General features: G+C 44.4%; 25 protein-coding genes. 20 read left to right on the top strand and 5 right to left on the bottom strand.

Translation table 11 applies throughout. From position 1 onward, the window contains the following. The first annotated feature begins 123 nt into the window (after nt 1-123). From pufB to C2759_RS06755, 8 genes are all read left to right on the top strand, one after another. Complete coding sequence (gene pufB, locus C2759_RS06790; RefSeq protein ID WP_046330418.1) at nt 124-270, top strand: light-harvesting antenna LH1, beta subunit; 147 nt, start codon at nt 124-126, stop codon at nt 268-270. A 50-nt stretch (nt 271-320) separates the two neighbouring features. Further along, complete coding sequence (locus tag C2759_RS06785; protein ID WP_215354088.1) at nt 321-542, top strand: hypothetical protein; 222 nt, start codon at nt 321-323, stop codon at nt 540-542. 10 nt (nt 543-552) lie between these two features. Then, nucleotides 553-729 (top strand): light-harvesting antenna LH1, alpha subunit, encoded by a 177-nt coding sequence (gene pufA, locus C2759_RS06780; protein WP_071608677.1) that lies wholly within the window; start codon nt 553-555, stop codon nt 727-729. Nucleotides 730-827: 98 nt separating this feature from the next. Beyond that, nucleotides 828-1,652 (top strand): photosynthetic reaction center subunit L, encoded by an 825-nt coding sequence (gene pufL / locus C2759_RS06775; RefSeq protein WP_215354086.1) that lies wholly within the window; start codon nt 828-830, stop codon nt 1,650-1,652. A 32-nt stretch (nt 1,653-1,684) separates the two neighbouring features. Then, the gene (gene pufM, locus C2759_RS06770) at nt 1,685-2,683 is read left to right on the top strand and encodes a photosynthetic reaction center subunit M (RefSeq protein WP_216860405.1); all 999 of its coding nucleotides are present in this window, start codon (nt 1,685-1,687) and stop codon (nt 2,681-2,683) included. Beyond that, nucleotides 2,680-3,723 (top strand): photosynthetic reaction center cytochrome PufC, encoded by a 1,044-nt coding sequence (gene pufC, locus C2759_RS06765; protein WP_215354084.1) that lies wholly within the window; start codon nt 2,680-2,682, stop codon nt 3,721-3,723. Before pufM ends, pufC begins: the two co-directional genes overlap by 4 nt. Before the next feature lie 59 nt (nt 3,724-3,782). Then, the gene (locus C2759_RS06760; protein WP_215354082.1) at nt 3,783-5,342 is read left to right on the top strand and encodes a phytoene desaturase; all 1,560 of its coding nucleotides are present in this window, start codon (nt 3,783-3,785) and stop codon (nt 5,340-5,342) included. Beyond that, nucleotides 5,332-6,396: a phytoene/squalene synthase family protein gene (locus C2759_RS06755; protein ID WP_251366935.1), complete on the top strand. Its 1,065-nt coding sequence runs from the start codon at nt 5,332-5,334 to the stop codon at nt 6,394-6,396. Before C2759_RS06760 ends, C2759_RS06755 begins: the two co-directional genes overlap by 11 nt. A 9-nt stretch (nt 6,397-6,405) precedes the next feature. On the opposite strand, the gene C2759_RS06750 is transcribed toward C2759_RS06755, so the two are convergent. The 5 genes from C2759_RS06750 to C2759_RS06730 all read right to left on the bottom strand — a co-directional run bounded on the left by C2759_RS06750 (nt 6,406) and on the right by C2759_RS06730 (nt 11,782). Beyond that, on the bottom strand, nt 6,406-7,236 hold the full coding sequence (locus C2759_RS06750; RefSeq protein ID WP_251366934.1) for a carotenoid 1,2-hydratase: 831 nt from the start codon (nt 7,234-7,236) through the stop codon (nt 6,406-6,408). Between the two features lie 86 nt (nt 7,237-7,322). After that, nucleotides 7,323-8,816, bottom strand: a complete 1,494-nt coding sequence (gene crtD, locus C2759_RS06745; RefSeq protein ID WP_215354080.1) for a 1-hydroxycarotenoid 3,4-desaturase CrtD — start codon at nt 8,814-8,816, stop codon at nt 7,323-7,325. Beyond that, nucleotides 8,800-9,492, bottom strand: a complete 693-nt coding sequence (locus tag C2759_RS06740; protein WP_215354078.1) for a spheroidene monooxygenase — start codon at nt 9,490-9,492, stop codon at nt 8,800-8,802. Before C2759_RS06740 ends, crtD begins: the two co-directional genes overlap by 17 nt. A 6-nt stretch (nt 9,493-9,498) precedes the next feature. Next, nucleotides 9,499-10,923 (bottom strand): transcriptional regulator PpsR, encoded by a 1,425-nt coding sequence (ppsR, locus tag C2759_RS06735; RefSeq protein ID WP_215354076.1) that lies wholly within the window; start codon nt 10,921-10,923, stop codon nt 9,499-9,501. Between the two features lie 34 nt (nt 10,924-10,957). Further along, the gene (locus tag C2759_RS06730; RefSeq protein ID WP_215354074.1) at nt 10,958-11,782 is read right to left on the bottom strand and encodes a B12-binding domain-containing protein; all 825 of its coding nucleotides are present in this window, start codon (nt 11,780-11,782) and stop codon (nt 10,958-10,960) included. 198 nt (nt 11,783-11,980) lie between these two features. Here C2759_RS06730 and bchF point away from each other — a divergent pair, with 198 nt between their 5' ends. Genes bchF through acsF form a run of 12 tightly spaced genes read left to right on the top strand, consistent with a single transcriptional unit; the run spans nt 11,981 to nt 25,532 of the window. Further along, a complete protein-coding gene (gene bchF, locus C2759_RS06725; RefSeq protein ID WP_215354072.1) occupies nt 11,981-12,454 on the top strand; it encodes a 2-vinyl bacteriochlorophyllide hydratase in 474 nt (157 codons plus the stop codon). Next, a complete protein-coding gene (locus tag C2759_RS06720) occupies nt 12,451-13,743 on the top strand; it encodes a ferredoxin:protochlorophyllide reductase (ATP-dependent) subunit N (RefSeq protein WP_215354070.1) in 1,293 nt (430 codons plus the stop codon). The genes bchF and C2759_RS06720 overlap by 4 nt, the downstream gene beginning before the upstream one ends. Nucleotides 13,744-13,752: 9 nt before the next feature. Further along, nucleotides 13,753-15,384, top strand: coding sequence for a ferredoxin:protochlorophyllide reductase (ATP-dependent) subunit B (bchB, locus tag C2759_RS06715; RefSeq protein ID WP_215354068.1), 1,632 nt, complete (start codon nt 13,753-13,755; stop codon nt 15,382-15,384). Nucleotides 15,385-15,394: 10 nt separating this feature from the next. Next, nucleotides 15,395-19,156, top strand: coding sequence for a magnesium chelatase subunit H (locus C2759_RS06710; RefSeq protein ID WP_251366933.1), 3,762 nt, complete (start codon nt 15,395-15,397; stop codon nt 19,154-19,156). After that, nucleotides 19,156-20,067: a ferredoxin:protochlorophyllide reductase (ATP-dependent) iron-sulfur ATP-binding protein gene (bchL, locus tag C2759_RS06705; protein WP_215307735.1), complete on the top strand. Its 912-nt coding sequence runs from the start codon at nt 19,156-19,158 to the stop codon at nt 20,065-20,067. The genes C2759_RS06710 and bchL overlap by 1 nt, the downstream gene beginning before the upstream one ends. 2 nt (nt 20,068-20,069) lie before the next feature. Continuing rightward, a complete protein-coding gene (bchM, locus tag C2759_RS06700) occupies nt 20,070-20,771 on the top strand; it encodes a magnesium protoporphyrin IX methyltransferase (RefSeq protein WP_215354066.1) in 702 nt (233 codons plus the stop codon). Beyond that, nucleotides 20,768-22,198 carry a BCD family MFS transporter gene (locus tag C2759_RS06695; protein WP_215354064.1) on the top strand — a complete coding sequence of 477 codons (1,431 nt, stop codon included), beginning with the start codon at nt 20,768-20,770 and terminating at the stop codon, nt 22,196-22,198. Before bchM ends, C2759_RS06695 begins: the two co-directional genes overlap by 4 nt. Nucleotides 22,199-22,221: 23 nt before the next feature. After that, a complete protein-coding gene (gene puhA / locus C2759_RS06690; RefSeq protein WP_215354062.1) occupies nt 22,222-22,986 on the top strand; it encodes a photosynthetic reaction center subunit H in 765 nt (254 codons plus the stop codon). Further along, nucleotides 22,983-23,663 carry a photosynthetic complex putative assembly protein PuhB gene (puhB, locus tag C2759_RS06685; RefSeq protein ID WP_215354060.1) on the top strand — a complete coding sequence of 227 codons (681 nt, stop codon included), beginning with the start codon at nt 22,983-22,985 and terminating at the stop codon, nt 23,661-23,663. The genes puhA and puhB overlap by 4 nt, the downstream gene beginning before the upstream one ends. 8 nt (nt 23,664-23,671) lie before the next feature. Beyond that, nucleotides 23,672-24,106, top strand: coding sequence for a photosynthetic complex assembly protein PuhC (gene puhC / locus C2759_RS06680; RefSeq protein ID WP_215354058.1), 435 nt, complete (start codon nt 23,672-23,674; stop codon nt 24,104-24,106). Beyond that, a complete protein-coding gene (locus tag C2759_RS06675) occupies nt 24,106-24,459 on the top strand; it encodes a hypothetical protein (RefSeq protein ID WP_215354056.1) in 354 nt (117 codons plus the stop codon). The genes puhC and C2759_RS06675 overlap by 1 nt, the downstream gene beginning before the upstream one ends. Continuing rightward, the gene (gene acsF, locus C2759_RS06670) at nt 24,456-25,532 is read left to right on the top strand and encodes a magnesium-protoporphyrin IX monomethyl ester (oxidative) cyclase (protein WP_215354054.1); all 1,077 of its coding nucleotides are present in this window, start codon (nt 24,456-24,458) and stop codon (nt 25,530-25,532) included. Before C2759_RS06675 ends, acsF begins: the two co-directional genes overlap by 4 nt. Nucleotide 25,533 lies beyond the last annotated feature (1 nt).

Raw genomic sequence — 25,533 nt, 5'->3', positions numbered from 1 at the left:
CTTTTGATAAAAGAAATTGCCTTATTAAAAGGCTCAACGTATATGGCGTAGTAAAGCTATATCCCCAAATCTACAGGGGTGATGTAGAAAAGACCGTAAGGTCAGTCTCAAGGAGTAGTCATCATGAGTGAAAACAGATCTATATCTGGGCTTACCGATGCAGAAGCTCAAGAATTCCATGCATTTTATGTGCAAGGTCTTCTTGGATTTACTGCCATCGCTGTCGTCGCGCACATACTTGTATGGGCATGGCGTCCATGGTTCTTTTGATGCAGCAGTAAGTACATAGTAAATAGATTCAACTAAAAGGAGTGTTTTATATGAAGACCAACGCAGATTTAATCAACAAGAGTCATCTACCCGACACGGTGTCGTTCAAGATCATTTTTTTAATTAGCTATGTAGTGATCTTCATGGCAGCTCTCTTTTTGGTTGTATTGCCTGGCTCCCAGAAGGCGTGGTTATTTTCTGGATCTGATGGGGGATCATTCTTCAAATCAGTCGAGTCAGGTGTTTACGGCTTTATGTCTTACTTAAATTAGGAGAAATATTATGTGGAGAATTTGGAAGTTATACGACCCACTACGTGCAATGGTTGCCCAAGGAGTTTTTCTCTTTGCTTTGGCAGCGATGATTCATCTCATTTTATTGAGCACTGTTCAGTACAAATGGTTGGATGGCATGAGTCAAGAGCAGTACAAAGCAGCAATCTCTGCAGCGAAGAAGTAAGTAGATGTACAAACCGTAGACGAATTTCTAGAGATAGTGATTCGTCTACGCAATATTAATTAATTATGAGAAAAATCTCATAGTGCAAGGAGCGCTAAATGGCCATGCTCAACTTTGAAAAGAAATACCGCGTACGCGGCGGGACACTTATCGGTGGAGATCTATTTGATTTCTGGGTAGGCCCGTTTTACGTGGGATTTTTTGGTGTCACTACAGTCTTCTTTACGTTTCTCGGGACTGCAATGATTTTTTGGGGAACCTCTCAGGTAGGGGTCTTTAATCCCTGGCTAATCAATATTGCTCCGCCCGATCTGAAGTATGGTCTAGGGCCAGCTCCCATGATGGAGGGCGGACTTTGGCAAATCATTACGATTTGTGCCTTAGGCGCATTCGGATCATGGGCTTTGCGCGAGGTAGAGATCTCCAGAAAACTGGGTATGGGTCTTCATGTTCCGCTGGCTTTTAGCATGGCAATTTTTGCGTACTTTAGCTTGGTGGTAATTCGTCCAGTGCTGATGGGTGCATGGGGACATGGATTCCCGTATGGAATCTTGAGTCACCTTGATTGGGTATCCAATACCGGTTATCAGTACCTGCACTTTCATTACAACCCGGCTCATATGATTGCGGTGACCTTATTCTTCACTACAACCTTAGCGCTTGCCCTGCATGGTGCTTTAGTTCTGTCTTCTACCAATCCTGCTGCTGGTAAGACTGTCAGGACTCCGGAGCATGAAGATACTTTCTTCAGGGACATTATTGGTTATTCAGTAGGAACCTTGGGAATTCACCGCCTCGGTTTATTCCTGGCATTAGCAGCCGTCTTTTGGAGTGCAGTTTGTATCGTGATCAGCGGGCCTTTCTGGACAAAAGGATGGCCTGAGTGGTGGACGTGGTGGTTGAATTTGCCTATCTGGGGGTAGTTTTCAGCTGAATTAAATATGCGGAGAGCATTATGGAATATCAAAACTTATTTACTCAAACTCAAGTAACTGGACCTGCTAGTCATGGCGTGCCCATTAACGCATACGATATGCGTGAGCGAACTCGCTCAATCGGCGTTAGCCATTTACTGGGTCGCCTAGGCAATGCTCAGCTTGGACCGATTTATCTGGGACGGCTTGGTGTCGCGTCACTCATGTTCGGCATGACGGCATTTTTCATCATTGGTATGAATATGTGGGCACAAGTAGGGTGGAATCCACTTCAGTTTGTCAGAAAACTGTTCTGGCTTTCTCTAGATGCCCCCTCACCTAAGTATGGCCTTAGCTTCCCCCCTCTAAATGAGGGTGGTTGGTGGCTGATTGTGGGTCTCTTTTCCACGATATCCATTATGTTGTGGTGGTTCAGAACTTTCCGCCGCGCACAAGCACTTGGCATGGGTAACCATGTACCTTGGGCATTCGCTTCCGCAATCTGGTTATTTTTAGTGCTCGGTCTGATTCGACCTGTATTGATGGGAAGCTGGAGTGAAGGAGTTCCATTTGGCATCTTTTCTCACTTGGACTGGACGGCTGCCCTCTCGATTCGCTACGGAAATTTGTTTTATAACCCGTTCCACATGCTCTCAATCGTATTTCTATATGGCTCTGTCCTGCTCTTCGCAATGCATGGTGCAACCATTCTGGCGGTGAGCCGTTTTGGTGGAGAGCGAGAAATCGAACAAATTGTTGATCGTGGTACAGCTTCAGAGCGGGCCGCACTGTTTTGGAGATGGACCATGGGCTTCAATGCAACTATGGAATCTATTCACCGTTGGGCTTGGTGGTTTGCAATATTGACACCGCTGACCGGTGGTATTGGTATCTTGTTGACTGGCACAGTAGTTGATAACTGGTATTTATGGGGTGTGAAGCACGACATAGCACCTGCTTATCCAGCAATATATGGAACGATGACGGATCCCGCCCTTACAGCGCCCGCTGCTCCAATTGCTATAGGAGAGAAAAAATGAAGAACCTACGTCATAAATTAACAGTTGTATTCGGAATTCTGGGCATCTTGATGCTGACCGCATGTGAGCGGCCGCCAATAGAATCAAAGCAAACTGGCTTCCGAGGCACTGGTATGGCTGAGATTAATAATCCAAGAACAGATGCTCAGCTGGCCAAGCTCAATGAAATGCCGGCAGGAATTCCAGCATCGGCCGATGGACCCAAGGCTGGTGCTGTATACAAGAACGTCAAGGTGCTTAATAACTTGAGTGCTGCTCAGTTCAGCGCTTTTATGGTGTCTATGACCGCTTGGGTTGCTCCTAAAGAAGGTTGTGCTTACTGTCATAACGTTCAAAACTTTGCCGATGACTCTATGTACACCAAGACCGTTGCTAGAAAAATGATCTTGATGAATCAAGAGATCAATGGCACTTGGAATAATCACGTAAAAACTACAGGTGTAACTTGCTATACCTGTCACCGTGGTAATAACATCCCGCAAAATGTTTGGTTCAATACAGTCGAAAACCGTGGCGGTAATATGCTGGGTAATAAGAATGGTCAAAATGATCCAACGGCAGGTAGCGCCTATGCCTCCTTACCTAATAACACCTTTGGAAGCTACTTCGTGGCCGGTGCCGGTGCAGCGCGTGTTATTGGGGGTGATGCATTGCCTAATGGACATAAAGCAACTCTACAAAGTACCGAGAGTGTGTATGGCGTGATGTCGCACATGTCGAACTCTCTTGGGGTCAATTGTACGTACTGTCATAACAGTCGCGCCTTTAGTAGTTGGGAGCAGAGTACGCCACAACGTATACAAGCTTGGCATGGTATTCAGATGCTGAAAGATGTAAATACCAACTATATAGATTCATTAGCATCTACTTTCCCCGATAACCGTAAGGGACCAGATGGTGATGTAGCCAAAGCCAATTGCGCCACTTGCCATCAGGGTGTAAATAAGCCTCTCTTAGGACAAAGCATGGTCAAAGATTATCCATATCTTGTTCCTGCCAAAACTAAACCGGCCGATAGTATTCATAGTTCTAAGAATTGATGTAGTAACCCCCTCTTGTTCATTGTGAGTAAGAGGGGGATTTCACTAAAGGAAGTGTGATGGACCAAAAGGTCGATCTATTTAAGATTCCGGGGCAAATCACAAACCCTCATGACGGCAATCATGCTGAGCGTGTTTTAGTCATTGGCTCAGGATTCGGGGGTCTAGCTTCCGCCATTCGCATGGCAAAAAAAGGCTATCAAGTACAAGTATTAGAGCGACTCGAGAGTCCAGGCGGTAGAGCATTCGTTCATAAAAAGAATGGCTTTACCTTTGATGCTGGCCCGACCATTATTACTGCACCATTTCTATTGGAAGAGTTGTGGGAGATGTGCGGTAAAAAAATGGCTGATGATGTTGATCTTAGAGCCATGGATCCCTTCTACCAAATCCGATTTGCTGATGGACGGATCTTTAATTACACCGGCGATTTAGAGCAAATGAAGCGGGAGGTCAGTAAATTTAATCCAAAGGATTTGCCGGGTTATTTACGCTTTCTGGAAGATGCCAAATACCGTTATAAGTTAGGTTTTGAAGAGTTAGGCGATGTCGCCTTCGACAACCTAGCTGATCTTGCAAAGGCATTTCCCAGTCTGATCAAAATGCGCGCTTGGGAAACCCTCTACAGTCTAGTAGCCAAGCATATGAAAGATCCTCAGCTGCGAGAGGTAATGAGCTTTCATCCTCTGCTGATTGGTGGAAATCCTTTTTCAGTAACAGCTGTCTACGCTTTAATAAACTCCCTAGAGAGTAAGTGGGGTGTGCATTCAGCGATGGGTGGCACTGGCGCCATTGTCAAGGGATTGGTAGGCTTGCTCGAAGGTCTTGGGGTTTCTATTCGTTATAACAGCACGGTCAAGAAAATCAATATCGTTGATCGCAAGGTCACTGGGGTCACCTTAGAAAGTGGGGAAGTGATCTACGCTGATAAGGTGGTGTCAAACGCAGATACTGCATGGACCTATAAAAATCTGATTGAGCCGCAGCATAGAAAAATTTGGACAGATAGAAAAATAAACAATGGAAAGTATTCCATGAGTTTATTTGTTTGGTATTTTGGAACTAAGAAACAGTATCCACAAATCCCGCATCATATGATGTTGCTTGGCAAGCGTTATAAAGAATTGCTAGAGGACATTTTTAAACGTCATCACTTGGCAAAAGATTTCAGTCTTTACTTACATCGCCCGACCGCTACTGACCCCAGATTGGCGCCAGAGGGCTGTGACACATTTTATGTTTTATCTCCTGTACCCCATTTAGATAGTGGAACGGATTGGAAAAAAGAGGCTGAGCCCTATAGGCAGGCTATTGCAACAATGTTAGAAGAGACGGTATTGCCAGGCTTAGAAGAGAATCTAGTGGAATCCTTTGTGATGACTCCCGAAGATTTCAAAGACAGACTCTTGTCTTTTAAGGGCGCAGCATTTGGATTGGAGCCTCTCCTAACCCAAAGCGCTTGGTTTAGACCACACAATCGCAGTGAAGATATTGAAGGTCTTTATATGGTTGGGGCAAGCACCCATCCTGGTGCTGGCATACCTGGAGTACTGTCGTCAGCTAAAGCTCTAGATTCATTAATCGAGCCTGTTAAGGTTGCAGATAGCCGTGCACGATAGAGCGATTACCGCTGAATTTGGTTTTCAGCAAGATCTGCAGACTTGCGAAAGTCTGATGAAGGAGGGCTCTAAGTCGTTCTTTTCTGCCTCACGTATATTGCCTAGCAAAATACGGGATTCTGCCATTGCACTTTATGCATTCTGCCGTCTATTGGATGACATGGTAGATGATCCTAATGCGCCAGATGATGTCATCAAGCAAATTGAGTATCGACTCGATTGTATTTATGCGCAGACTCCTGCTGATATCCCTGCAGACAGAGCACTTGCTTTAGTCGTTGAACGATTCTTGATTCCTAGAGAAATATTAGAGGCTCTAGTTGAGGGATTCAGGTGGGATCGCAGTGGTAGGCAATACGACACAATAGAAGAGCTGTGTGATTATTCCGCAAGAGTGGCCTCTACCGTAGGTGTCATGATGACTTTAATTATGGGAGTCAGAGATCGTGCGGTTTTAGAGAGAGCATGTGAGCTCGGACTAGCAATGCAGCTAAGTAATATCGCTAGAGATGTTGGTGAGGATGCAAAAAATCAACGACTCTATTTGCCAAAGCAGTGGCTTGAGGAGGAGGGTATTGATCCGGATCAGTGGTTACTTAATCCCCAATTTAGTCCCGCATTATCCAGGGTAGTTAAAAGACTGATTACTTACGCGGATGACCTTTACAGCCGTTCTTCCTTTGGATTCTCTGGCTTGCCGCGTAACTGTAGATCGGCAATTGCTGCTGCTAGCTTTATTTACTCAGAAATCAGTCGTCAGGTAGAGCGACAAGCCTATGATTCGGTCTCTCGACGTGCCGTAGTCTCCAAAAAGAGAAAGCTACTCTTACTTGTTAAGGCATTTAGAACCGCTATTTTTACCGCTAAGCCGACTCGTAGTTTCAGCCAGATCGCCTCGATACAGTTTTTGGTTAATGTCGTTAGGCCAGAAGAGCCGTACGCTCATTACACTGGAAGTGTTGAGGAAAGATTAATTTGGGTTGTAGGGCTACTTGAAAAAGTCGAGCTCCGAAAAGCGGCAACTTATCACGCCAACGCTCAGCAACAAGCTTAAAAACTCTGTTTAAAAAATCATTGTTGGGTTTCTCGGCATTCTCCAAGGTAGCATGAGTTGGACAATATTGGACTTTAAGCGATTGACGTTGAGGGTCTCATGCATAGAAATGACCTCTTCCCCAAGCAGATGGGATTGGATTCTGGAGCGCGCATAAAACGGGGTATCTTCGTAGGTATTTAAGAGCTCCATCGACTGAGGTTTTTCTGAGCGCATATTTCTTTTGATGCCCCAGCCAGTTTTTCTTAGGGAGACTCTCTCTGGCGCTACAAAGGGCTCAACCGTACCATCGAGATTAAATTTGGAGGCGATGATGCGCTCTGCACCATTGTTTTGGCGGACATCATAAATAACGGCTGTACTTCCATCCTTCAGGTGTGCTCTAGACCAGTCCCATTCGCTAAACGATTGGCTGACTGCCTCATCGCCTTCATTCGAGTCAAAATAGGCGCTCCCTTTCCAATCTAAATTGGGTTTAGTAAAGGACACCTCAACCCTTGCTGACGGAGAGATCGGCCCCCAGCGATGCTTATCTTGATCATCTAATGCAACAACCTGATTAAAGAGTTGATCTGGATAAACCTTAATAGTGCCCTCTACCTTGCTCCCCAGTAAAGGTACGCGCTCTTTAATCTTAATAGTTAAAACATCATTCTCCCAATGCAAATGACTAGGGCCAATCGTGAAAGTATGCTCTGTTCTCTTGATCGCATTCTGAGCTCGCTCAGTCATAGTCCAGTATTTTGAACTTGTCGTGTAAAGCGCAACATTGATAGCGCAGTAGTCATTTGCATTTGCGGGCTGCTTTTTATTGGCCCAAGCGTAATAGGGTGAGAACACGCTGCCAACAAAAGCAATGATGCTAAAGCCATAAAGACCATCGTCACTCAGACCATCGACATACCACCAGAGATAATTTCCTGGATCTACCGCTTGGTCAAACCGAGGTGTTCCATTAGGGTTGCGGCCACCAATCGACCGGACATAGCCGCCATGGGAACTCCCGGACCCGGATGCGTGCTTCCCCCCGTGAGTAGAAGGTTGCTGATTTGAGATTGAGAACCGAGCCTCTGAAATGAGCTCATCCATCCATGAGTTGCTTGACCATAAAGAGCTCCTCCGCGACCCGGAAAGAGTTTGGTGAATTCTTGAGGGCTCGTTCGAGTCATTTCCAGATTTTGAAGTTGCAGACCATATTGGCTCATGAGTGAAAATATTTTTTGCTCGCATCGATCTACTTCCTTTACGTCGTAAGTTGAACTGTCACCATTTGCTGGCGCATTGACCAGGCAAAGCAGTCGTTCATGTGAGTCGCTCTCGATCGCGTGATCCGTTCTATCTTGAGCGCATATATACACCGTTGGATTTTCTGGAATTTTATTCTGAGAAAAAATATCCGAAAACTCATCTCGGTAAGGTTGATTAAAGAAAACGTTATGTCTGACTAAGGGGAAGCCGGATGCTTTAACTTGCATTGACCAAGTGACTGCAGATAGAGAGTCAGACTGTTGAAGATTTTTAGGAATCGCTTCACTAGCTGGTTCACCCAGTAAGCCATGCTTTAAGGCGTTAATGTCGCCATTGAAAATCAGGTAATCACATTCAAGATATTCGCCGGAAGAGAGCAATACACCTTTTACTTTATCCCCGGCAATATCCAGCGATTGGACTTCCGAGTTGTATCTAAAGTTGCATTGTTTCTTTTGGGCTAAGCGTGCAATGACCTCGGGGATTTTGATCATTCCGCCCTTAATAGACCAAACACCTTCCATTTCTACTTGCGCAATCAGCATCAGGGTTGCCGGAGCCAAATAAGGCGATGAGCCACAGTAAGTTGCATAACGCCCAAACAGCTGATGTAGACGAGGATCAGGAAAGTAGCTGTCTAATGCTGACCATAAGCTACTAAAAGGGCCGATGTCCCATAGCACTTTACTTTTTGCTAGCCCTAAAGAGGACATCATTCCCATCATACTAGGGCGAGGGGACTCAATGAAAGGTGATTTGAGTGCTTGATAAACTTTTTTTGCTGTTTTACAAAACTCTAAAAATTGCCTTGCTTGTTGTGCTCCACTAAATTGACCAATAGCATCAGCACTTTTTTGGCTATCAGCGTAGAGATCTAAGTAAGCATCACCCCAACTATGTCTTGCGAGAATGTCTAGTGACTCAAGTTCGAATTCTGAATCAAAATGTTCTCCACAATCTGCAAAGAGTTCATCAAAGATCCATTTCATCGTAAAGACCGTAGGCCCAGAGTCAATGAAAGAACTGCCTGCTTGCACTTGGCGGATCTTTCCACCTGGCCCTGCATTCTTCTCGATGACCGTGACATCGAGACCTTGATGGGATAAGGTCAAAGCAGCGCTAAGACCACCAATACCCGCTCCAACAATAAGAACCTTAGGCGATTTCAACATACTTACCTTGCCATACACCTTGAGCTGAATTGACTACAAAGCGTGTGAACATGGACTCTGAAAAATAGTCCTTACCGTATGCAGCTCTAATGGCTGCGAGATGAGCCCCTTCCTGCGCATAACGATCTAGAGACTGCTCATCATTCCAGATAGTAAAGGTTGCCTGGCGAAGGTAGGGTGCCTCACCAAGTCCAGCCGTCAGTATTTTTCCAGATGCCTGATTAATGGAAACTTCAGCAGGCTTTGCCTTGCTCCAAAACTGCATCGCTTTAGTGGGTCTGATTGAAGCTCGAGTCAGAGATGCAATAGGGCCTCTTATCGGTTTTGCTACCAAGTCTTGCATTGGAAATGAAGACCACGAACCACGGCTAGAGTAGGCTTGAAGTGTGGCGGTAAACATTTCATTGGAGTGATCTTGGTATGCACGCAAGATAGCAGCATTTTTTAAGAAAGCGGCTGCATTTTCAGGCTCATCAAATACACAAAAGAAGCCTTGTTTTGTGAGGCTTGGTTTTGTACTAAATCCCCCGTTAAATCCAGAGCCTAGTACTTTGCAAAATTGCAGGCCTTGCAACCCAGCGAAGGGGTATTTACCCAGAACATAGCGTGATAGCCCCCATCCACTAGAACCAGCAGCAATATTGATTAAAGCTAATACTGCTGTCTGATTAGTCATGAGAAATTAGGCATCAATATCTTCAGCAGCATTACTATCAACAATGCCAAAACGCCTCATTTTGATATAAAGACCTTGTCGAGATAAGCCTAGTAATTCAGCTGCTGAGGCTCTGTTGGACATCGTGAGATCTAAGGCAGCCAAAATACATAATTTTTCAATAATGTCAGTGGTCTCAGTAACGATTTGCTTTAAAGGAACTTTGCCAACTAATTGGGTTAGTTCCTTGGCATTCTTTCCTAGGTTCTCAGATTTAGCGCTAGGTTGCTGTACAGATTTCGAAATCAGATGAATGCTAATACCAACTGCTGAAAGTTTTCCACTGATAAAGCTGACTGCTGAAATTTGGGCTTCTCGCGGTGAGCTACCATCATCGGCGGTAATTGTTGTTGAATAGTCTTTGATCGAGCCATATTCGCGCACGGTGCCGAGGATAATTTTTAAATCAATTCCCGCTCTACCTAGCCATATTTCCAAGGACTTGCCGAGAATATTTTCTTTCTGGGCAGATTGAGACATAGAAACAAAGGTACTGTTGGCGGTCAAAATAACGCCGCTAGTACTGCACACAATAAAACCATCTTGAAAGTCTTCAATGGCCTGTGTGAGCAAAGTAGTTTGCTCATTTAGATTGTTAGTCGGGACACTCTTCGATCTTGGCTTAATGGATACTAGGCAAATATTTTGATTGCCCTCACGCAACAAGACGCTAGAGATTTCTACATTCTCTTTGAGATTCTCCAGTGTCGATTGGATAGGAGACTGCAAAATTCCTGATTTTGATTCTGCTAAATAAGTTTGTATAGCCTCATAATCTTTTACAGGAAATAAATTAGTAAATAGTTTTCCCTGAATTTTCTTTAGGTCACCTACCAAAAAGCCCGCAGATTTATTCACCTCAAGAATCTTTAGGGTTTGGCTGTCTACTATTAAATAGGCTTGATCAATGTTATTAAATAGTTGGACGTAACGATTTTGTATTGCAAGAAGATTGGCATAGTCACGCTCAATTTCTTGTTGAGAGTCGACCAGTTTTTGCTGCAGCAAAGAGATGCTGCTGAGATCTTTGCCAATAGCAACTAACTTATTTTCTTTTGAAAAAAAAATCGTACTAAATTGAATTGGAAAAGAGGGCGATCCTTCAATCCATTGGTTTACTTGGCGCCACTTTTGCTCTAACTCATCCTCGCTTGTTTTGAGAAGAGCATTGACTTTAGGTTGGCTATCAATAGCAACCGTATCGAGCCAATTTTTCCCAATTAAAGACTGCGTATTGCTGGCAATAGGCTTTGAGCCGTTTAATACATTCTCTATTAAGCCTGAGCTATTCATCACAAACACAAGATCGACTGAAAGCGACAGTATTGCAGCTGCTTGATGCACATCTAAGGCATCGATTGCTTGTGGAGCTAAATTGAAAATTTTGGTCACTATGTTTATTTACCGATTTTTCTAATAATTATTTTTATATTTGGCTGAGAACAAGCTCTAATTTTTCAACAGATTCTTCAGGGGTAAATGCTTTTATATCCGCCTGAATGCAATCAAATGTTGCAGGCGCTCTATTATAGAGCGGACCCCCAATCAGTACCTTAATTTTGGGGTTCTTAGATTTTCCCCTCAGAAAGCTAATAGTATTTGGCAGCAGATCCAATTGCTCGTCACAAGATATTGAGATGGCAATAGCATCATGATTATTAGACTCAAGCTCTCGGCTGATGGATTTGATACTGTTATTTTCCGGGCGACAAACACGCCATCCAGAATGAATAAAATAATTAGAAAGAATAAGTGTGCCTAGAGAGTGCTGTGATTCTGGAAAATTTGAGATCAGAATCGAGCGGTCACCTCGTTTTTCTAATTGAGTTACTTGAAAAAGGTAGTCGAGCTTATGAATAACCCGCTCAAGCTTATTAACCCCAATTGATACCTCGGCAAAACTCAGTGTGTCATCTTCCCATTGCTTGCCTAGTCTTCTAGCAATAGTGGGTATGAGGTCTAAGACAATGTAATTGATCGATACCCCATGAGTCTTGAGTACTGTAATCGCCAGCTCAAAGGCCCCATCTTCGGTAGAGAGTAGTAATTGGGTAATGCGATTAATCTCCTCATCGCCTAATACTTCCCCTTGTTTGCTCAGAGTGGGTATGGGGGTCTCAATCCAACCATCTTCGTTGGAGGCTTTGGACTTATTAGCTCCCTCAACCTTGCGTTCAATTTCCTCAACTAAGTGGGGCAGTTGAGTGCTGAACACTTCCATGATGAGTTCTTTTTTAAAAGATGGATTCACCCAATGGCCCTTGATCTAAAGTGTTGTGTTATTTACAAACATATGTAAAATAATTATTACACTAGAGATCTAATAATAGCAATTATTTTCTATTAACTAGGGTAAACACTAATATAAACTAGGGAAAGTACCAGTATTAGTAAGTTCTAATAAGCGTAAAGTTTTGTTTACACATAGCCAAATACATCACGCCCAAAAATGAAGATCAATAAGCCTCTATACAGTCAGGAACAACGCGCAAAACGCGATGCTACTGTGTGGACCCTAGTCCAGGGGATTTTGGCGCCTGTTCAATTTTTAGTTTGCCTCATTAGCCTGTACTTGGTCGTGCAATATCTCATTTCTGGCCATCACTATGAATTAGCCACCATTTCAGTAGTGGTTAAAACCTTCTTCTTGTATCTGATCATGCTTACTGGAAGTATTTGGGAGAAAGTTGTTTTCGGAAAGTATTTATTCGCCGATAGTTTCTTCTGGGAAGACGTATTTAGTATGTTGGTCATTTCCTTACATACGATTTATCTCTACTTCCTCATAGCTGGCGGCATGAGCGATCGTAGTCTGATGTATCTCGCTCTCGCAGCGTATGCATCCTACTTTATTAATGCAGGCCAGTTTATTTACAAGCTTCGGATGGCTCGCCTGCAGTTTAATGACCAGGTTGCAGCATGAACGCTATCGTTGATCTGCCAAAAGAAGCTCAGTCCCATGTTGGGAAAAATATTCCAATCTATAAAGAACGTGGTCAAAGGGAAGTATTTTGCGGGCTCACAGGGATTATTTGGCTGCACCGAAAAATTCAGGATGCTTTCTTTTTGGTAGTTGGCTCTAGAACCTGTGCGCATTTAATTCAGTCAGCTGCTGGGGTCATGATTTTTGCAGAGCCAAGGTTTGCGACGGCGATTATTGATGATCGTGATCTTGCTGGAATTGCGGATGCGCATGATGAGCTAGATCGGGTTGTAAAGGCCTTACTGACAAGACGTCCCGACATCAAGATGCTATTTTTAGTAGGCTCTTGCCCGTCAGAAGTGATTAAATTAGATCTCTCTCGTGCCGCGCAAAGATTGAGTAAAGAAATGATCAATCAATGCCGCATATTGAGTTACTCAGGTAGCGGGATTGAGACAACCTTTACTCAAGGCGAGGATGCATGCTTGGCATCCTTAATAACCGACACACCAAAACAAGCTCCCGCAGCCGAGCAAAATTTACTCATTGTTGGTTGCTTGCCAGATATTGTTGAAGATCAATTCCAACGCATTTTTAATGAGCTGGGAATTACGAATGTATCGTTCTTCCCGCCAAAGAGTTCAAAGCAAGTAGTTGAGATCAATAGCAATACTCAATACCTACTTGCCCAGCCCTTCTTAGCTGAAACTGCCAGACTCATTGAGGAGCGGGGCTCAAAGAGACTATCTGCACCATTCCCATTTGGAGTTGAAGGTACTACCGCATGGCTTAAAGCTGCAGCCAAGGCTTGGAATATTGATGATGGCAAATTTGATCAAGTAACCCAAGTCAGAATTGATCGGGCTAAAAAGAGTCTCGCACGTTACCTGCCAGCTTTGGAAAATAAAAGTATTTCTTTCTTTCCAGATTCACAACTAGAAATTCCTTTAGCGCGCTTCTTGTCCAAAGAATGTGGCATGAAAGTTCTGGAGATAGGTACACCCTATATTCATAAACAGCATTTGGAATGTGAATTTGATTTATTGCCGGAAAATATTCGCATTGTTGAAGGCCAGGATGTCGAGAAGCAATTAGATCGCTGTCGGAGTGATAAGCCCGACATCGTGGTTTGTGGACTTGGCTTAGCCAATCCCCTTGAGTCTGAGGGTATTACGACTAAGTGGTCAATTGAGTTGGTATTTAGCCCCGTGCATGGGTATGAGCAGGCTGCTGATTTAGCAGAGCTGTTTGCACGGCCTTTAAATCGCAGTCTGAAACTAGCGGCTTAAGGGGTTCACATGCAACTGACACTTTGGACATATGAAGGCCCACCACACATTGGTGCAATGCGTATTGCTACCTCGATGACCGATTTGCACTATGTCTTGCATGCACCACAGGGTGATACCTACGCTGACTTATTGTTTACGATGATTGGACGCGCTAAAACCCGTCCGCCTGTTACCTATACGACATTTCAGGCAAGAGACTTGGGTGGTGATACAGCGCAGTTATTCCAGGATTCTGTCAATTCTGCATATGAACGTTTCCAGCCTAAAGCCATGATCGTAGGTGCTTCATGTACTGCAGAATTAATTCAGGACGATCCAGGTGGTTTGGCAAGAGCACTCACTTTACCAATTCCTGTGATTGCACTTGAACTCCCTTCGTATCAGAAAAAAGAAAACTGGGGCGCTTCAGAAACTTTTTATCACATTGTCCGTGGATTAGTGGCGTTCGATAAATCTATTAGTGCCCAGCAGTATCAAGAGATGCGTGCCACTAATGCTAAGCAGGATCAAAAGCCGAGCTGCAACATTCTCGGACCTACTGCATTAGGATTTAGAAATCGCGACGATATTCAAGAAATCAAGTCTCTATTGGAGGCGATGGGTATCGAGGTGAAAGTGGTTGCACCACTCAATGCCTCAGTTGCAGACATCACCCAATTACCTCAGGCAGACTTTAATGTCATGCTGTATCCAGAAGTTGCTCAACTGACCTGTACTTGGTTACAGAAAACATTTGGTCAGCCTTTCACAAAGACGATTCCAATTGGCACTAAAGCAACTAGAGCCTTTGTTCAGGAAGTGGCTGCATTAGCCAATATCAACCCAGAGGCTTTTTTAAAGTCCCAAGATGAGCGGGCCCATTGGTACGCAAAATCAGTTGACTCTACTTATCTCACCGATAAGCGAGTATTTATATTTGGCGATGCAAGCCATGTCATTGCTGCTGCAAAAGTGGCATCAGAAGAAATTGGCTTTAAGGTAGTTGGCTTAGGAACATACAGCCGCGAATTTGCCCGCGAAGTTCGTGAAGCTGCAAAGCTGTATGAAGTAGAGGCTTTGATTACCGATGACTATTTAGAGGTCGAGGAAAAAGTTGCTGAGCTCACCCCAGACTTAGTCTTGGGTACGCAGATGGAGCGCCATATCGCTAAAAGATTAGGTGTTCCCTGCGCCGTGATTTCTGCACCAGTTCATGTGCAAGACTTTCCAGCACGCTACTCACCACAGATGGGATTTGAAGGTGCCAATGTATTGTTTGACACCTGGATTCATCCACTCATGATGGGTCTTGAAGAGCATCTGATTATGATGTTCCGCGATGATTTTGAATTTAGTGCTAAGGCTGCACCTTCCCATCTAGGGCATTCAGCAGCTGTTAAAGAAAACTTGCACTCACCAGCACCTCAATCCAATGAGGTCGCTCCAGTAGTTAGCCACACTCAGGTAAACGCTGAGATATTTAGTGGTACAGAGCCAGCAAAATTATGGGATGCAGAAGCGGAAAAAGAATTGGGAAAAATTCCATTCTTCGTTAGAGGTAAAGCACGACGCAATACCGAGAAGTTCGCAGTTGAGCATGGCATTAGCCATATCACGATTGAAACGCTCTACGACGCAAAGGCTCACTATGGTAGATAAGAAAATCCCCATGAGAGTCTCTATCATTACGATGGATACGCACTTGAGTAGCGCGACAGAGAGAGCTCGTTATGCCCTCAAGAAAAAGCTACCCAGTCTTGAGTTAAGTATTCATGCGGCTTCTAGTTGGACTGTGGATGCTAAAGCTCTAGAAAACTGCATTACCGATATTGAGTCTGCAGACATTCTGATTGTGACCATGCTCTTTATGGAGGATCACTACAAACCAGTGATTGAGGCCTTAAAAGCGCGTCGTGAACACTGTGATGCCATGATTTGCGCAATGTCAGCAGGTGAAGTGGTTTCCCTGACTCGTATGGGCGGGTTTGATATGGGTAAGCCAGCAACTGGCTTGATGGCTTTGTTAAAGCGTTTGCGTGGAAATAAAGAGAAAGCTCAAACTGGTGGTGCAGCTCAAATGCGCATGTTGCGCCGACTGCCAAAAATTCTCCGATTTATTCCAGGTAATGCGCAAGATGTCAGAGCCTATTTCTTAACACTGCAATATTGGTTAGGTGGTTCCGAAGAGAACCTCTTCCATATGGTGACCAACTTAGTTAATCGCTATGCCGCTGGTGAGAGAGCAGTTTTAAAGACTAAAGAAAAGCTCGTTGAGCCTGTTATTTACCCTGATAACGGTATTTATCATCCACGGCTCAAAGGCCGCATGAGTGAGTCTATTAACGATTTACCTAAATTGGTTTCTGATAGGAAATCTAAGGGTCGTGTTGGTTTGCTGTTGCTCAGATCCTATATTTTGGCTGGCAATACTTTGCATTATGACTCAGTTATCGCCGCAATTGAGGCACAAGGACTGCAAGTTCTGCCTATATTTGCAGTAGGTTTGGATGCAAGACCAGCTATCGACCAATTCTTTTATCAAAATGGCGAGAAAGTAGTTGATGCGGTTGTATCGCTTACCGGGTTCTCCTTGGTTGGTGGTCCTGCATATAACGATGCAAAAGCAGCTGAGGAGATACTCGCCTCTTTAGATGTGCCTTACCTCGCAGCACAGCCTTTAGAGTTTCAGACTCTTAATGAATGGGGCAGTTCTGATCGAGGACTCCTGCCAGTAGAAAACACGCTGATGATCGCGATACCAGAGCTCGATGGTGCGATTGTCCCAATGGTGTTTGGTGGCAGAGCAGGTGATGCGAATGTTCAGTGCAAGGGTTGCCATAAGGGCTGCGTATTTGAGGCCAGCATTAATCGTCATGACATGCATACCTGCATAGAACGTACAGCAATGTTAGCTGCGCGCGTATCAAAACTGATTGCCTTACGCAAAGCCGAGCGTGCCGACCGTAAAGTGGCGCTGGTGATGTTTAACTTTCCCCCAAATGCGGGAAGGGTTGGTACTGCGGCTCATTTAAGTGTTTTTGAATCTGTATTCAATACCTTAAAAAGCCTTAAAGCAGAGGGCTATAGTGTTGATGTACCCGCATCTATCGATGAATTCCGTGACATGATTTTGATTGGTAATGCGAAAGAGCATGGCACTGATGCTAATGTTCATGCAATGATTAGCGCCGCAGATCATATTCGTCGCGAGCCTTGGTTAAAAGAGATTGAAGCGCAGTGGGGCCCAGCTCCTGGAAATCTCCTGAGTAATGGATCATCACTTTTTGTGCTCGGCAAACAGTTTGGTAATGTGTTTGTAGCGCTTCAGCCTGGGTTTGGTTACGAAGGCGATCCGATGCGCTTGTTATATGAGAAGGGTTTTGCACCAACTCATGCTTTCTCTGCCTTTTATCGTTACATTCGTGAAGACTTTGCAGCATCCGCTGTATTGCATTTTGGAACCCACGGTGCATTGGAATTTATGCCAGGTAAGCAATCGGGTATGTCGGGTGCCTGCTGGCCTGATCGCTTGATTCATGATTTACCAAATCTCTATATTTATGCTTCAAACAATCCATCTGAAGGTGCGATTGCTAAACGCCGTGCTGGTGCAACCTTAATTAGTTATCTGACACCACCGGTTTCACAAGCAGGCCTATATCAAGGCTTGCTGGAATTTAAAGAAGCAGTTGAGCATTGGCGTAAGTTGGTTCCAAATGAAGCAGCACAATCTTGGAGCGAAACCGAGCAAGAGTTACTTAACTCAATGCAAGCACAAGCAGTCGAACTTGAATTTTCTTCGCCAGAACCTCTATGGAAGAATTTAAGTTCAAGTGAAGTCAACCAGATTGTGATGCGTCTGAACGAGCAAATTTTGGAACTAGAGTACACGCTGATTCCTTATGGCCTTCATGTGCTTGGTAGTCCACTGAGTATGGAGCAAAGCTTAGATATGTTGGTAAGCTTCTTATCTGTTCAAGAGGGCGAGCTCAAAAATATTGATCGAGCTAGCATTGAAAAGCTGATCAATAGCGATAGTTTGGAGCAGTTTGTAAAAGCCCAAAAACTCAATCTGACTCCTACACTACGTGCCGAGCTAGAGGAATTACTAGCAGTGTATAGCGAGCTACAAGCTGATAGTGAAATGCAGGGTGTGATGAAGGCCCTAGAGGGGCGCTACATTCGTCCAGCACCTGGTGGCGATGTCCTGCGCAACCCACAGGTATTGCCAACTGGTCGAAATATTCATGGCTTCGATCCTTTCCGTATCCCAAGTAAATTTGCAATGAAGGATGGTCTAGCTCAAGCGAATATGCTCTTGGATCGTTATAAAGCAGATGGCAATCCATTGCCAGAGTCGATTGCGATGGTCTTGTGGGGAACTGACAACCTAAAAACTGAAGGTGGACCGATTGCCCAGATTTTGGCGCTGATGGGTGCATCACCACGCTTTGATAGCTTCGGCAGATTAGCTGGCGCTCAACTAGTTTCTTTGGAAGAGTTGGGTAGACCCAGAATTGACGTCATGGTTTCCATTTCAGGGATATTCAGAGATCTGATGCCTTTGCAAATCCGCATTCTTGCAGAGGCAGCCTACTTAGCGGCTTGTGCTGATGAGCCTCTTGAGAAAAACTTTATTAGAAAACATACCTTAGCTTATCAAGCTCAGAACGGCTGTGATCTTGAGACTGCTGCGTTACGGGTCTTTGGCAATGCTGAGAGTGCTTACGGTGCCAATGTCAATATGATGATTGATAACGGCTTATGGAAAGATGAAAACGAGTTAGCTGAAACTTATACTCGTCGCAAAAGCTTTGCATACGGAAGAACCGGTGTGCCCATGCTGCAAAGCGAGCTTCTCAACAATATTCTGGCTAATGTTGAGCTCACTTATCAAAACCTGGACTCCATTGAGCTTGGTGTCACCACAATCGATACTTATTTTGATACCTTGGGCGGTGTTAGTAGAGCGGTGAGGAGAGCGAAGGGTGGAAAAGCTGCGCCCGTGTATATTGGCGACCAAACTCGTGGTACTGCCGTAGTTAGAACGCTCAATGAACAGGTATCACTAGAGACCCGTTCACGCATGCTTAATCCAAAGTGGTACGAAGGAATGCTCAAGCATGGTTACGAAGGTGTTCGCCAACTAGAAAGTCATCTGACCAATACTGTTGGCTGGTCTGCTACGACTGGTCAAGTAGAGCCTTGGGTGTATCAGCATTTGACACAAACATTCATATTAGATCCAGAAATGCGAGAGCGATTGATGAAACTCAATCCAGCTTCGTCAGCAAAAGTTGCAAGTCGACTATTGGAAGCATCAGAAAGAAATTATTGGAAGCCAGAGCCATCAGTATTAGAGACCTTGCGTCGCGTTGCTAATGACTTTGAAGATCGACTTGAAGGCGTTTATGAGGGAGTACCTATTTAATGAATACAGTTAGTGTGCCAGTTTCTTCGATTAACACTCGAAGTAAGCCAACCGATGGCGAGGGGAGCCTGCAGGTTCACCTGGACCCCAATGAAAAAATTGGGAATGCCAAAGTATTCGCAATTTATGGAAAAGGGGGGATCGGTAAGAGTACTACCTCTTCTAATTTGTCTGCAGCGTTTTCACTGCTGGGTAAGCGGGTTATCCAGATTGGTTGCGATCCAAAGCATGACTCCACTTTTACGCTGACTAAAAAACTAGTTCCTACCGTGATCGATATTCTAGAGTCAGTGGACTTTCATTCGGAAGAGCTCAGAGTAGAAGACTTTGTCTACGAAGGCTTTAACGGAGTGATGTGCGTAGAGGCTGGCGGCCCACCTGCAGGAACCGGTTGCGGTGGCTACGTTGTGGGTCAGACTGTAAAGCTCTTGAAAGAGCATCACCTACTTGAAGATACCGACATTGTTATTTTTGACGTCTTAGGCGATGTGGTGTGTGGTGGCTTTGCTGCCCCGTTACAGCATGCTGACAGAGCCCTTATTGTCGCGGCGAATGATTTTGATTCAATTTTTGCCATGAATCGCATCGTTCAGGCTATTAGTGCTAAAGCAAAAAACTATAACGTGCGTTTGGGTGGCGTGATCGCCAATCGAAGCGCGGATACAGACCAGATTGATAAGTTCAATACGCGGGTAGGTTTAAAAACAATGGCGCACTTCCCGGATCTCGATGCGATTCGTAAAAGCCGTCTCAAAAAATGTACCGTTTTTGAGATGGAATCGACCCCAGAGATTGAGAAGGTCAAAGATGAATACATGCGTTTAGCTGCTAGCCTACTTTTAGACGACGATCCTTTGCTGACAGAGTCACTCAAAGACCGTGAAATATTTGACTTACTTGGATTTGACTAATCATGAGCGCTATTTCTTATTTAAATAGACGTAGTAAGTTGCAGGACTATTTTGATCGGACTGCAAATGATGCTTGGGCAAAATTAACTTCTGATGCTCCGGTGAGCGGAATCAGGGCAACAGTCAGAGCAGGGCGCGACCAAATGCGCTCAAATCTGATTGCCCGCCTGCCAGAGTCATTAAGTGGAAAACGGATCCTAGACGCAGGCTGCGGCACCGGTGCTTTGGCTCTTGAATTAGCTAACAAAGGGGCGAGTGTTGTTGCGATTGATTTATCGCCCAATCTCATTGAGTTAGCTAAAGAGAGAATTGCTCCGGCTGATCGTCAAAATATTGACTTTAGATCCGGCGATATGCTCGATGACAGCTTAGGTGAATTTGATTACGTAGTAGGCATGGATTCGATGATCCATTACTGCGCAGATGATATGTTGGTCGTGCTTGAAAAGTTGGCGCCGCGAGTTTCACATAAGATTGTATTTACTTTTGCGCCAAGTACCTTGCCGCTGGAAATCATGATTCGTGTTGGCCGTCTTTTTCCTAGAAAAGATCGGGCACCTTTTATAGAGCCTATAAGCCAAACTAAGCTAAGTAAGTTAATAGATCAATCACCCTGGTTTGTGGATTGGAAAATTCCCCACACCCAATTAGTTTCAAGTGGTTTTTATAAGTCACAACTCATGGAGATTGAAAAAGTATCATGATCAATCTGTCAAAGATGGCTAAGACATGGACGAGGATTGATCCTCGCTTTCTGCCTTTTGCTGACGTGGCGACCCCAGATTTACCTCTGAGCCGCCTCTTAAGACTATCTTTGTTTCAAGTTTCGGTAGGTATGGCTACTGCCTTATTGGTTGGCACCTTAAATCGAGTCATGATTGTTGAGTTACACATGGATGCTTGGATGGTGGCCTTAATGGTTGCCCTCCCACTCATCTTTGCACCATTTAGGGCCTTAATTGGCCATAAGTCAGATACCCATCGATCCATATTAGGTTGGAGAAGAGTTCCTTATATTTGGATCGGAACTTGGTTGCAGTTTGGTGGCTTGGCCATCATGCCTTTTGCGCTCATCATTCTGTCTGGAGATACCCATTGGCCAGCTTGGTTTAGCTACCTTGGCAGTGCGTTGGCTTTTTTACTGGTCGGCGCAGGAATGCAAACTACTCAAACTGCTGGCTTAGCTCTTGCAACAGATTTGGCGGACGCAAAAAATCGTCCGCGTGTAGTTGCCATGATGTACGTCATGCTGCTCTTTGGTATGGTCTTAAGCGGGGTAATGTTTAGTGTCTTTCTAGATCCATTTAGCCCGATTCAGCTAATTAAGGTGATTCAGGGAGTTGCACTCATTACCTTATTACTCAATTTATTCGCCTTGTGGAAGCAAGAAGCAAGGCAGCCTAAAAATACTGCGCCCTCTATTGTTCAGCCCAAGTTCTCACAAAGTTGGAGTGAGTTCATTAAGGCGCCACAGGTTCGTCGCTTCCTCATCATGCTAGGTCTCGGAACTACTGCCTTTAGCATGCAAGACATTATCTTGGAGCCGTATGGCGGAGAAATACTCTTATTGGATGTATCTGCTACTAGCTTTTTGACTGCGCTGATTGCCTGCGGATCTTTACTGGCATTTACGCTATCTGCACGCTGGTTAAGCAAGGGCTATAACGCCTACAGAATTTCTGCAGCCGGCCTCCTGCTTGGGCTGATTGCCTTCTCCATGGTGATATTTTCAGAGCCATTAGGTTCACCCAATCTCTTTAGATTAGGCGCACTTCTGATCGGTTTTGGTGGAGGCTTGTTTGCAGTGAGTACGCTCACTATTGCCATGAGTATGGATCAGGAGAATAAAACTGGGATGGTGATTGGCGCTTGGGGAGCGGTAACAGCAACATGCTCTGGAATTGGTATGTCATTGGGAGGAGTCATTCGTGATCTCGTCTCGGATTTGGCGATGGGCGGTGCAATTGGTTCTGCCTTAATGAACCCTGCCACTGGGTATAGCTTTGTTTATCACATTGAGATTTATTTGTTGTTTATTACTTTGATAGCCTTAGGTCCACTAGTAGCCAAAAAGCGAAACCTGGAGATTTCAAAAATGAGTAAGTTTGGCCTAGCGGATTTTCCAAGCTAGTTTATTAAAGAAGGAGAGAAAAAATGGGTACTGGTGCAATTACACAATATATAGATGTCGCTCAATTAGCGTTTTATCTATTTCTACTTTTTTTTGTTGGTTTAGTGATATACCTAACATTAGAAGGGAAGAGAGAGGGTTTCCCTCTTGAAACCGAACGCTTCGGCAAGGTTCGACGCGAAGATGGCATTTTAGGTATGCCAAAGACGAAGAAATATGTCACCGAATTCGGCAAAACCTATTACTCCCCCTTGGAAACTCCGCCGGATACAGAGCAGCTTTCAGCAGAGCCAATTCATCCGTGGAATGGCGCACCGATTGCTCCAATTGGCAATCCATTATTAGCAGGAGTAGGTCCAGGCTCCTATGCAAACCGTGCTGATCATGTTGATTACGATCTAGAGGGTCATGCGCGAATTCGTCCGCTGAGGAAGCTAAATGATTTTGCAATTGCAAAGCAAGATACTAATCCGATTGGCTTGAGCGTTATTGGCGCAGATGGTCATAAAGCTGGCGTTGTGAAAGACGTCTGGGTTGATCATATGGAAATGCTAATCCGTTATTTAGAGATTGATGTCAAAGGGTCAGCAGTCTTATTGCCTGTCAATTTCTCACGTATTGGAAAGCAAGATGTACAAGTAGCATCAATCCTTGCAGATCAGTTTGCGGCTGTGCCAAAAACAAAGAATCCAGAGGAAATTACTTTACTGGAAGAAGAGAAGATCATGGCGTACTATGGCGCCGGCACTCTGTATGCGACTCCTGATCGTCAGGAGCCACTAATATGAGCCTGAACATTCCTAGTAGTCCAGAGCATGAGTTTGAGCCAGAGCTGGGACTTCCAGAAAAGTTACCTGAGGGCGAACGTATTTTGTGGCAGGGCTCGCCTGATGTAAAGGCGATGCTTCTGCGAGTGTTTCATTTCAAAGGGCTATTGATTTATTTCGGCCTGATCTTGCTCTATCAGATTATTACAGGGGTTACTGATGGTGAAGCCTTCAGTGCGATATTTTTCTCCTCCTTAAGGATTGCAATTTTTTCAGCCATTGGCTTATCTCTAGTTGCCTTACTTGCTTATCTCATGGCATCCACTGCGGTCTACACTATTACCAACAAGCGTGTAGTGATGCGGATTGGGATTGTGCTGAATATGACTTTCAATTTCCCCCTCAAGATGATTGAGTCGGCTGATTGCTGCGTCACTAAGCAGGGTACGGGAGATATTTCTCTCAAGTTAAGCAAAGATACAAAAATTGCGATATTTCACTTATGGCCGCATTCAAGGCCATCCCATTGGGCTAGTCCTCAGCCTACTCTACGGTGTATTAACAACTGCTCCGAAGTAGCCAAAATTTTGGTTGATGCTTGGGCTACTCAGAATAATGTCATTACTAGGTCAGTTCAAGCCGCTCAACACAATCTATCGATGGTGAATGCGCCTTATTCAAGGGCTGAGACAGCATGATTTTGCGTATGAATACTATCCGCATCCAAAACTACATTGCACTGTTTGTAGTCATTTTTTTGGCGGGGATAGTTTTCCTGGTAGCTAATACCGTTCAGTCTGGCAAATCAGAAACACAGGCGGATGCCAGCGTGATCGCGAAAAAAACACTGTTTTTTAGGGATCTCCCTGATGGATCGGTAGGGGTTATATCAGCTTCTAGTGGGAAAATGATTGCACAAGTAGAGGGTCAGGCTGGTTTTGTAAGGGGAATTTTGCGAGCCTTGGCTCGTGAACGTCGTATTCAGCAAATTACCAGTGATGATGCATTCGAATTAATGAGTCGATCTGATGGCAGGTTGACTTTAGTAGATCTAGCAACGGGCAATCGAATTGATTTGGAATCATTTGGTAGGGATAACGCAGCTCAGTTTGCTGCATTTTTAAATAGCGCGGGGCAATAATGTCTAAACAGCTGGTCAAATGTTCTGTGGATATGTCCAATACCTCAGAGTACTTATATGCCCATGTGGATCTTGACGGCATTCAAGTCGGGCCAGGCGATGAGGTTCTAGTGCATGACCCGATTACAGAAATTTCATTTGGTGAGGTCTTGAGCTACCAAAGAACAGCCACAGTTTCAAAGGCTGGCTGGTTATCGCGTTTATGGGTATATCTCACTGCAAGACTCGAAATTACCTTGTTATACGAAGTGAGCTTTTCCACCACCCGATTCAGTCAAGCAAAAAAATATCCAAGAGTGCGCTCAGTAGCGCACGCCCAACCCCTTATTGTGACTAAAGGTATTGAAGTATGAGCGCTAATGCCCCCACTATGGATACAGTTCGCCCCATTAATGAATCAACCGATCGCGCTCTAGAAAGTACGATCTTAAGTCCTCGGTTTTACACCACTGATTTTGACGAGATGGATCGTTTTGATATCAGCTCAGTCAAGCCTGAGTGGGATAAGCTCATGCAAGAATTTGAGTCAGACATTAATCAGGCTCACTTTCAGCGTCCTGAAGATATGTCCAAAGACTACTCCCACTTGCCAGAGGGCTTGTACCAGGAGTTTTTAGATTTCTTAATTAGCTCAATCACTTCGGAGTTCTCAGGTTGTGTTCTCTATTCAGAAATTAAAAAGTCAATTAGGAATCCTGACTTAAAAGACTTGTTCTCATACATGGCTCGTGATGAGAGTAGGCATGCCGGTTTTATTAATCAATGGCTCAAAGATTTTGGTATTGGGGTTGATCTAGGATTTTTAGCAAGGACTAAAAAATACACTTTCTTTAAGCCAAAGTTTATTTTTTACGCAACTTACTTGTCTGAAAAAATTGGCTATGCCCGCTACATCACGATTTATCGAATTATTCAAAACAAGCCAGAATTACGCTTCCATCCGATTTTTCTCTGGTTTGAGAAATGGTGTAATGATGAATTCCGGCATGGTGAAGCCTTTGCCTTATTAATGCGGTCTACGCCTAAGTTACTTAATGGCGGCAATCGACTGTGGATTCGTTTTTTCTTATTGGCGGTATACGCAACGATGTATGTGCGCGATCATTCCAGGCCTGAGTTTCATAAAGCGCTTGGAGTATCGCCAACAGACTACGACCGTAAGGTACTAGAAATTACTTCTGATATTACTAAGCAGGTTTTCCCTTTCACTATCAATTTAGATGATCCAAGAATTTGGGAGTGCTTTGAAAAGCTGAGAAAAATTTCAGATGAGGTAGATCATTTGAAGCAGGTGGGTGGTGTTTTCTCAGCTATCAAACGAGGTGCTCTAGTGGTTGTAGCTACTGCTACCTTCTTGCGTCTTTACATGCTGCCCGTAGTTCCGAATGAATTACCGAGCGATATTCGCATGGCACCCGTTTGGTAAT

This window comes from Polynucleobacter sp. MG-Unter2-18, assembly GCF_018687675.1.
Lineage (GTDB): Bacteria > Pseudomonadota > Gammaproteobacteria > Burkholderiales > Burkholderiaceae > Polynucleobacter.
This window is presented reverse-complemented; position numbering and strand designations above follow the sequence as displayed.

Coding starts and splice junctions, on each gene's coding strand:
- puhB (WP_215354060.1), top strand. CDS start 22,983: ATGAGCCTGAACATTCCTAGTAGTCCAGAGCATGAGTTTGAGCCAGAG.
- pufM (WP_216860405.1), top strand. CDS start 1,685: ATGGAATATCAAAACTTATTTACTCAAACTCAAGTAACTGGACCTGCT.
- bchL (WP_215307735.1), top strand. CDS start 19,156: ATGAATACAGTTAGTGTGCCAGTTTCTTCGATTAACACTCGAAGTAAG.
- puhC (WP_215354058.1), top strand. CDS start 23,672: ATGAATACTATCCGCATCCAAAACTACATTGCACTGTTTGTAGTCATT.
- C2759_RS06695 (WP_215354064.1), top strand. CDS start 20,768: ATGATCAATCTGTCAAAGATGGCTAAGACATGGACGAGGATTGATCCT.
- crtD (WP_215354080.1), bottom strand. CDS start 8,816: ATGTTGAAATCGCCTAAGGTTCTTATTGTTGGAGCGGGTATTGGTGGT.
- C2759_RS06760 (WP_215354082.1), top strand. CDS start 3,783: ATGGACCAAAAGGTCGATCTATTTAAGATTCCGGGGCAAATCACAAAC.
- pufA (WP_071608677.1), top strand. CDS start 553: ATGTGGAGAATTTGGAAGTTATACGACCCACTACGTGCAATGGTTGCC.
- bchM (WP_215354066.1), top strand. CDS start 20,070: ATGAGCGCTATTTCTTATTTAAATAGACGTAGTAAGTTGCAGGACTAT.
- pufB (WP_046330418.1), top strand. CDS start 124: ATGAGTGAAAACAGATCTATATCTGGGCTTACCGATGCAGAAGCTCAA.
- pufC (WP_215354084.1), top strand. CDS start 2,680: ATGAAGAACCTACGTCATAAATTAACAGTTGTATTCGGAATTCTGGGC.
- bchB (WP_215354068.1), top strand. CDS start 13,753: ATGCAACTGACACTTTGGACATATGAAGGCCCACCACACATTGGTGCA.
- C2759_RS06740 (WP_215354078.1), bottom strand. CDS start 9,492: ATGACTAATCAGACAGCAGTATTAGCTTTAATCAATATTGCTGCTGGT.
- acsF (WP_215354054.1), top strand. CDS start 24,456: ATGAGCGCTAATGCCCCCACTATGGATACAGTTCGCCCCATTAATGAA.
- puhA (WP_215354062.1), top strand. CDS start 22,222: ATGGGTACTGGTGCAATTACACAATATATAGATGTCGCTCAATTAGCG.
- C2759_RS06720 (WP_215354070.1), top strand. CDS start 12,451: ATGAACGCTATCGTTGATCTGCCAAAAGAAGCTCAGTCCCATGTTGGG.
- pufL (WP_215354086.1), top strand. CDS start 828: ATGGCCATGCTCAACTTTGAAAAGAAATACCGCGTACGCGGCGGGACA.
- bchF (WP_215354072.1), top strand. CDS start 11,981: ATGAAGATCAATAAGCCTCTATACAGTCAGGAACAACGCGCAAAACGC.
- C2759_RS06785 (WP_215354088.1), top strand. CDS start 321: ATGAAGACCAACGCAGATTTAATCAACAAGAGTCATCTACCCGACACG.
- C2759_RS06710 (WP_251366933.1), top strand. CDS start 15,395: ATGAGAGTCTCTATCATTACGATGGATACGCACTTGAGTAGCGCGACA.
- C2759_RS06675 (WP_215354056.1), top strand. CDS start 24,106: ATGTCTAAACAGCTGGTCAAATGTTCTGTGGATATGTCCAATACCTCA.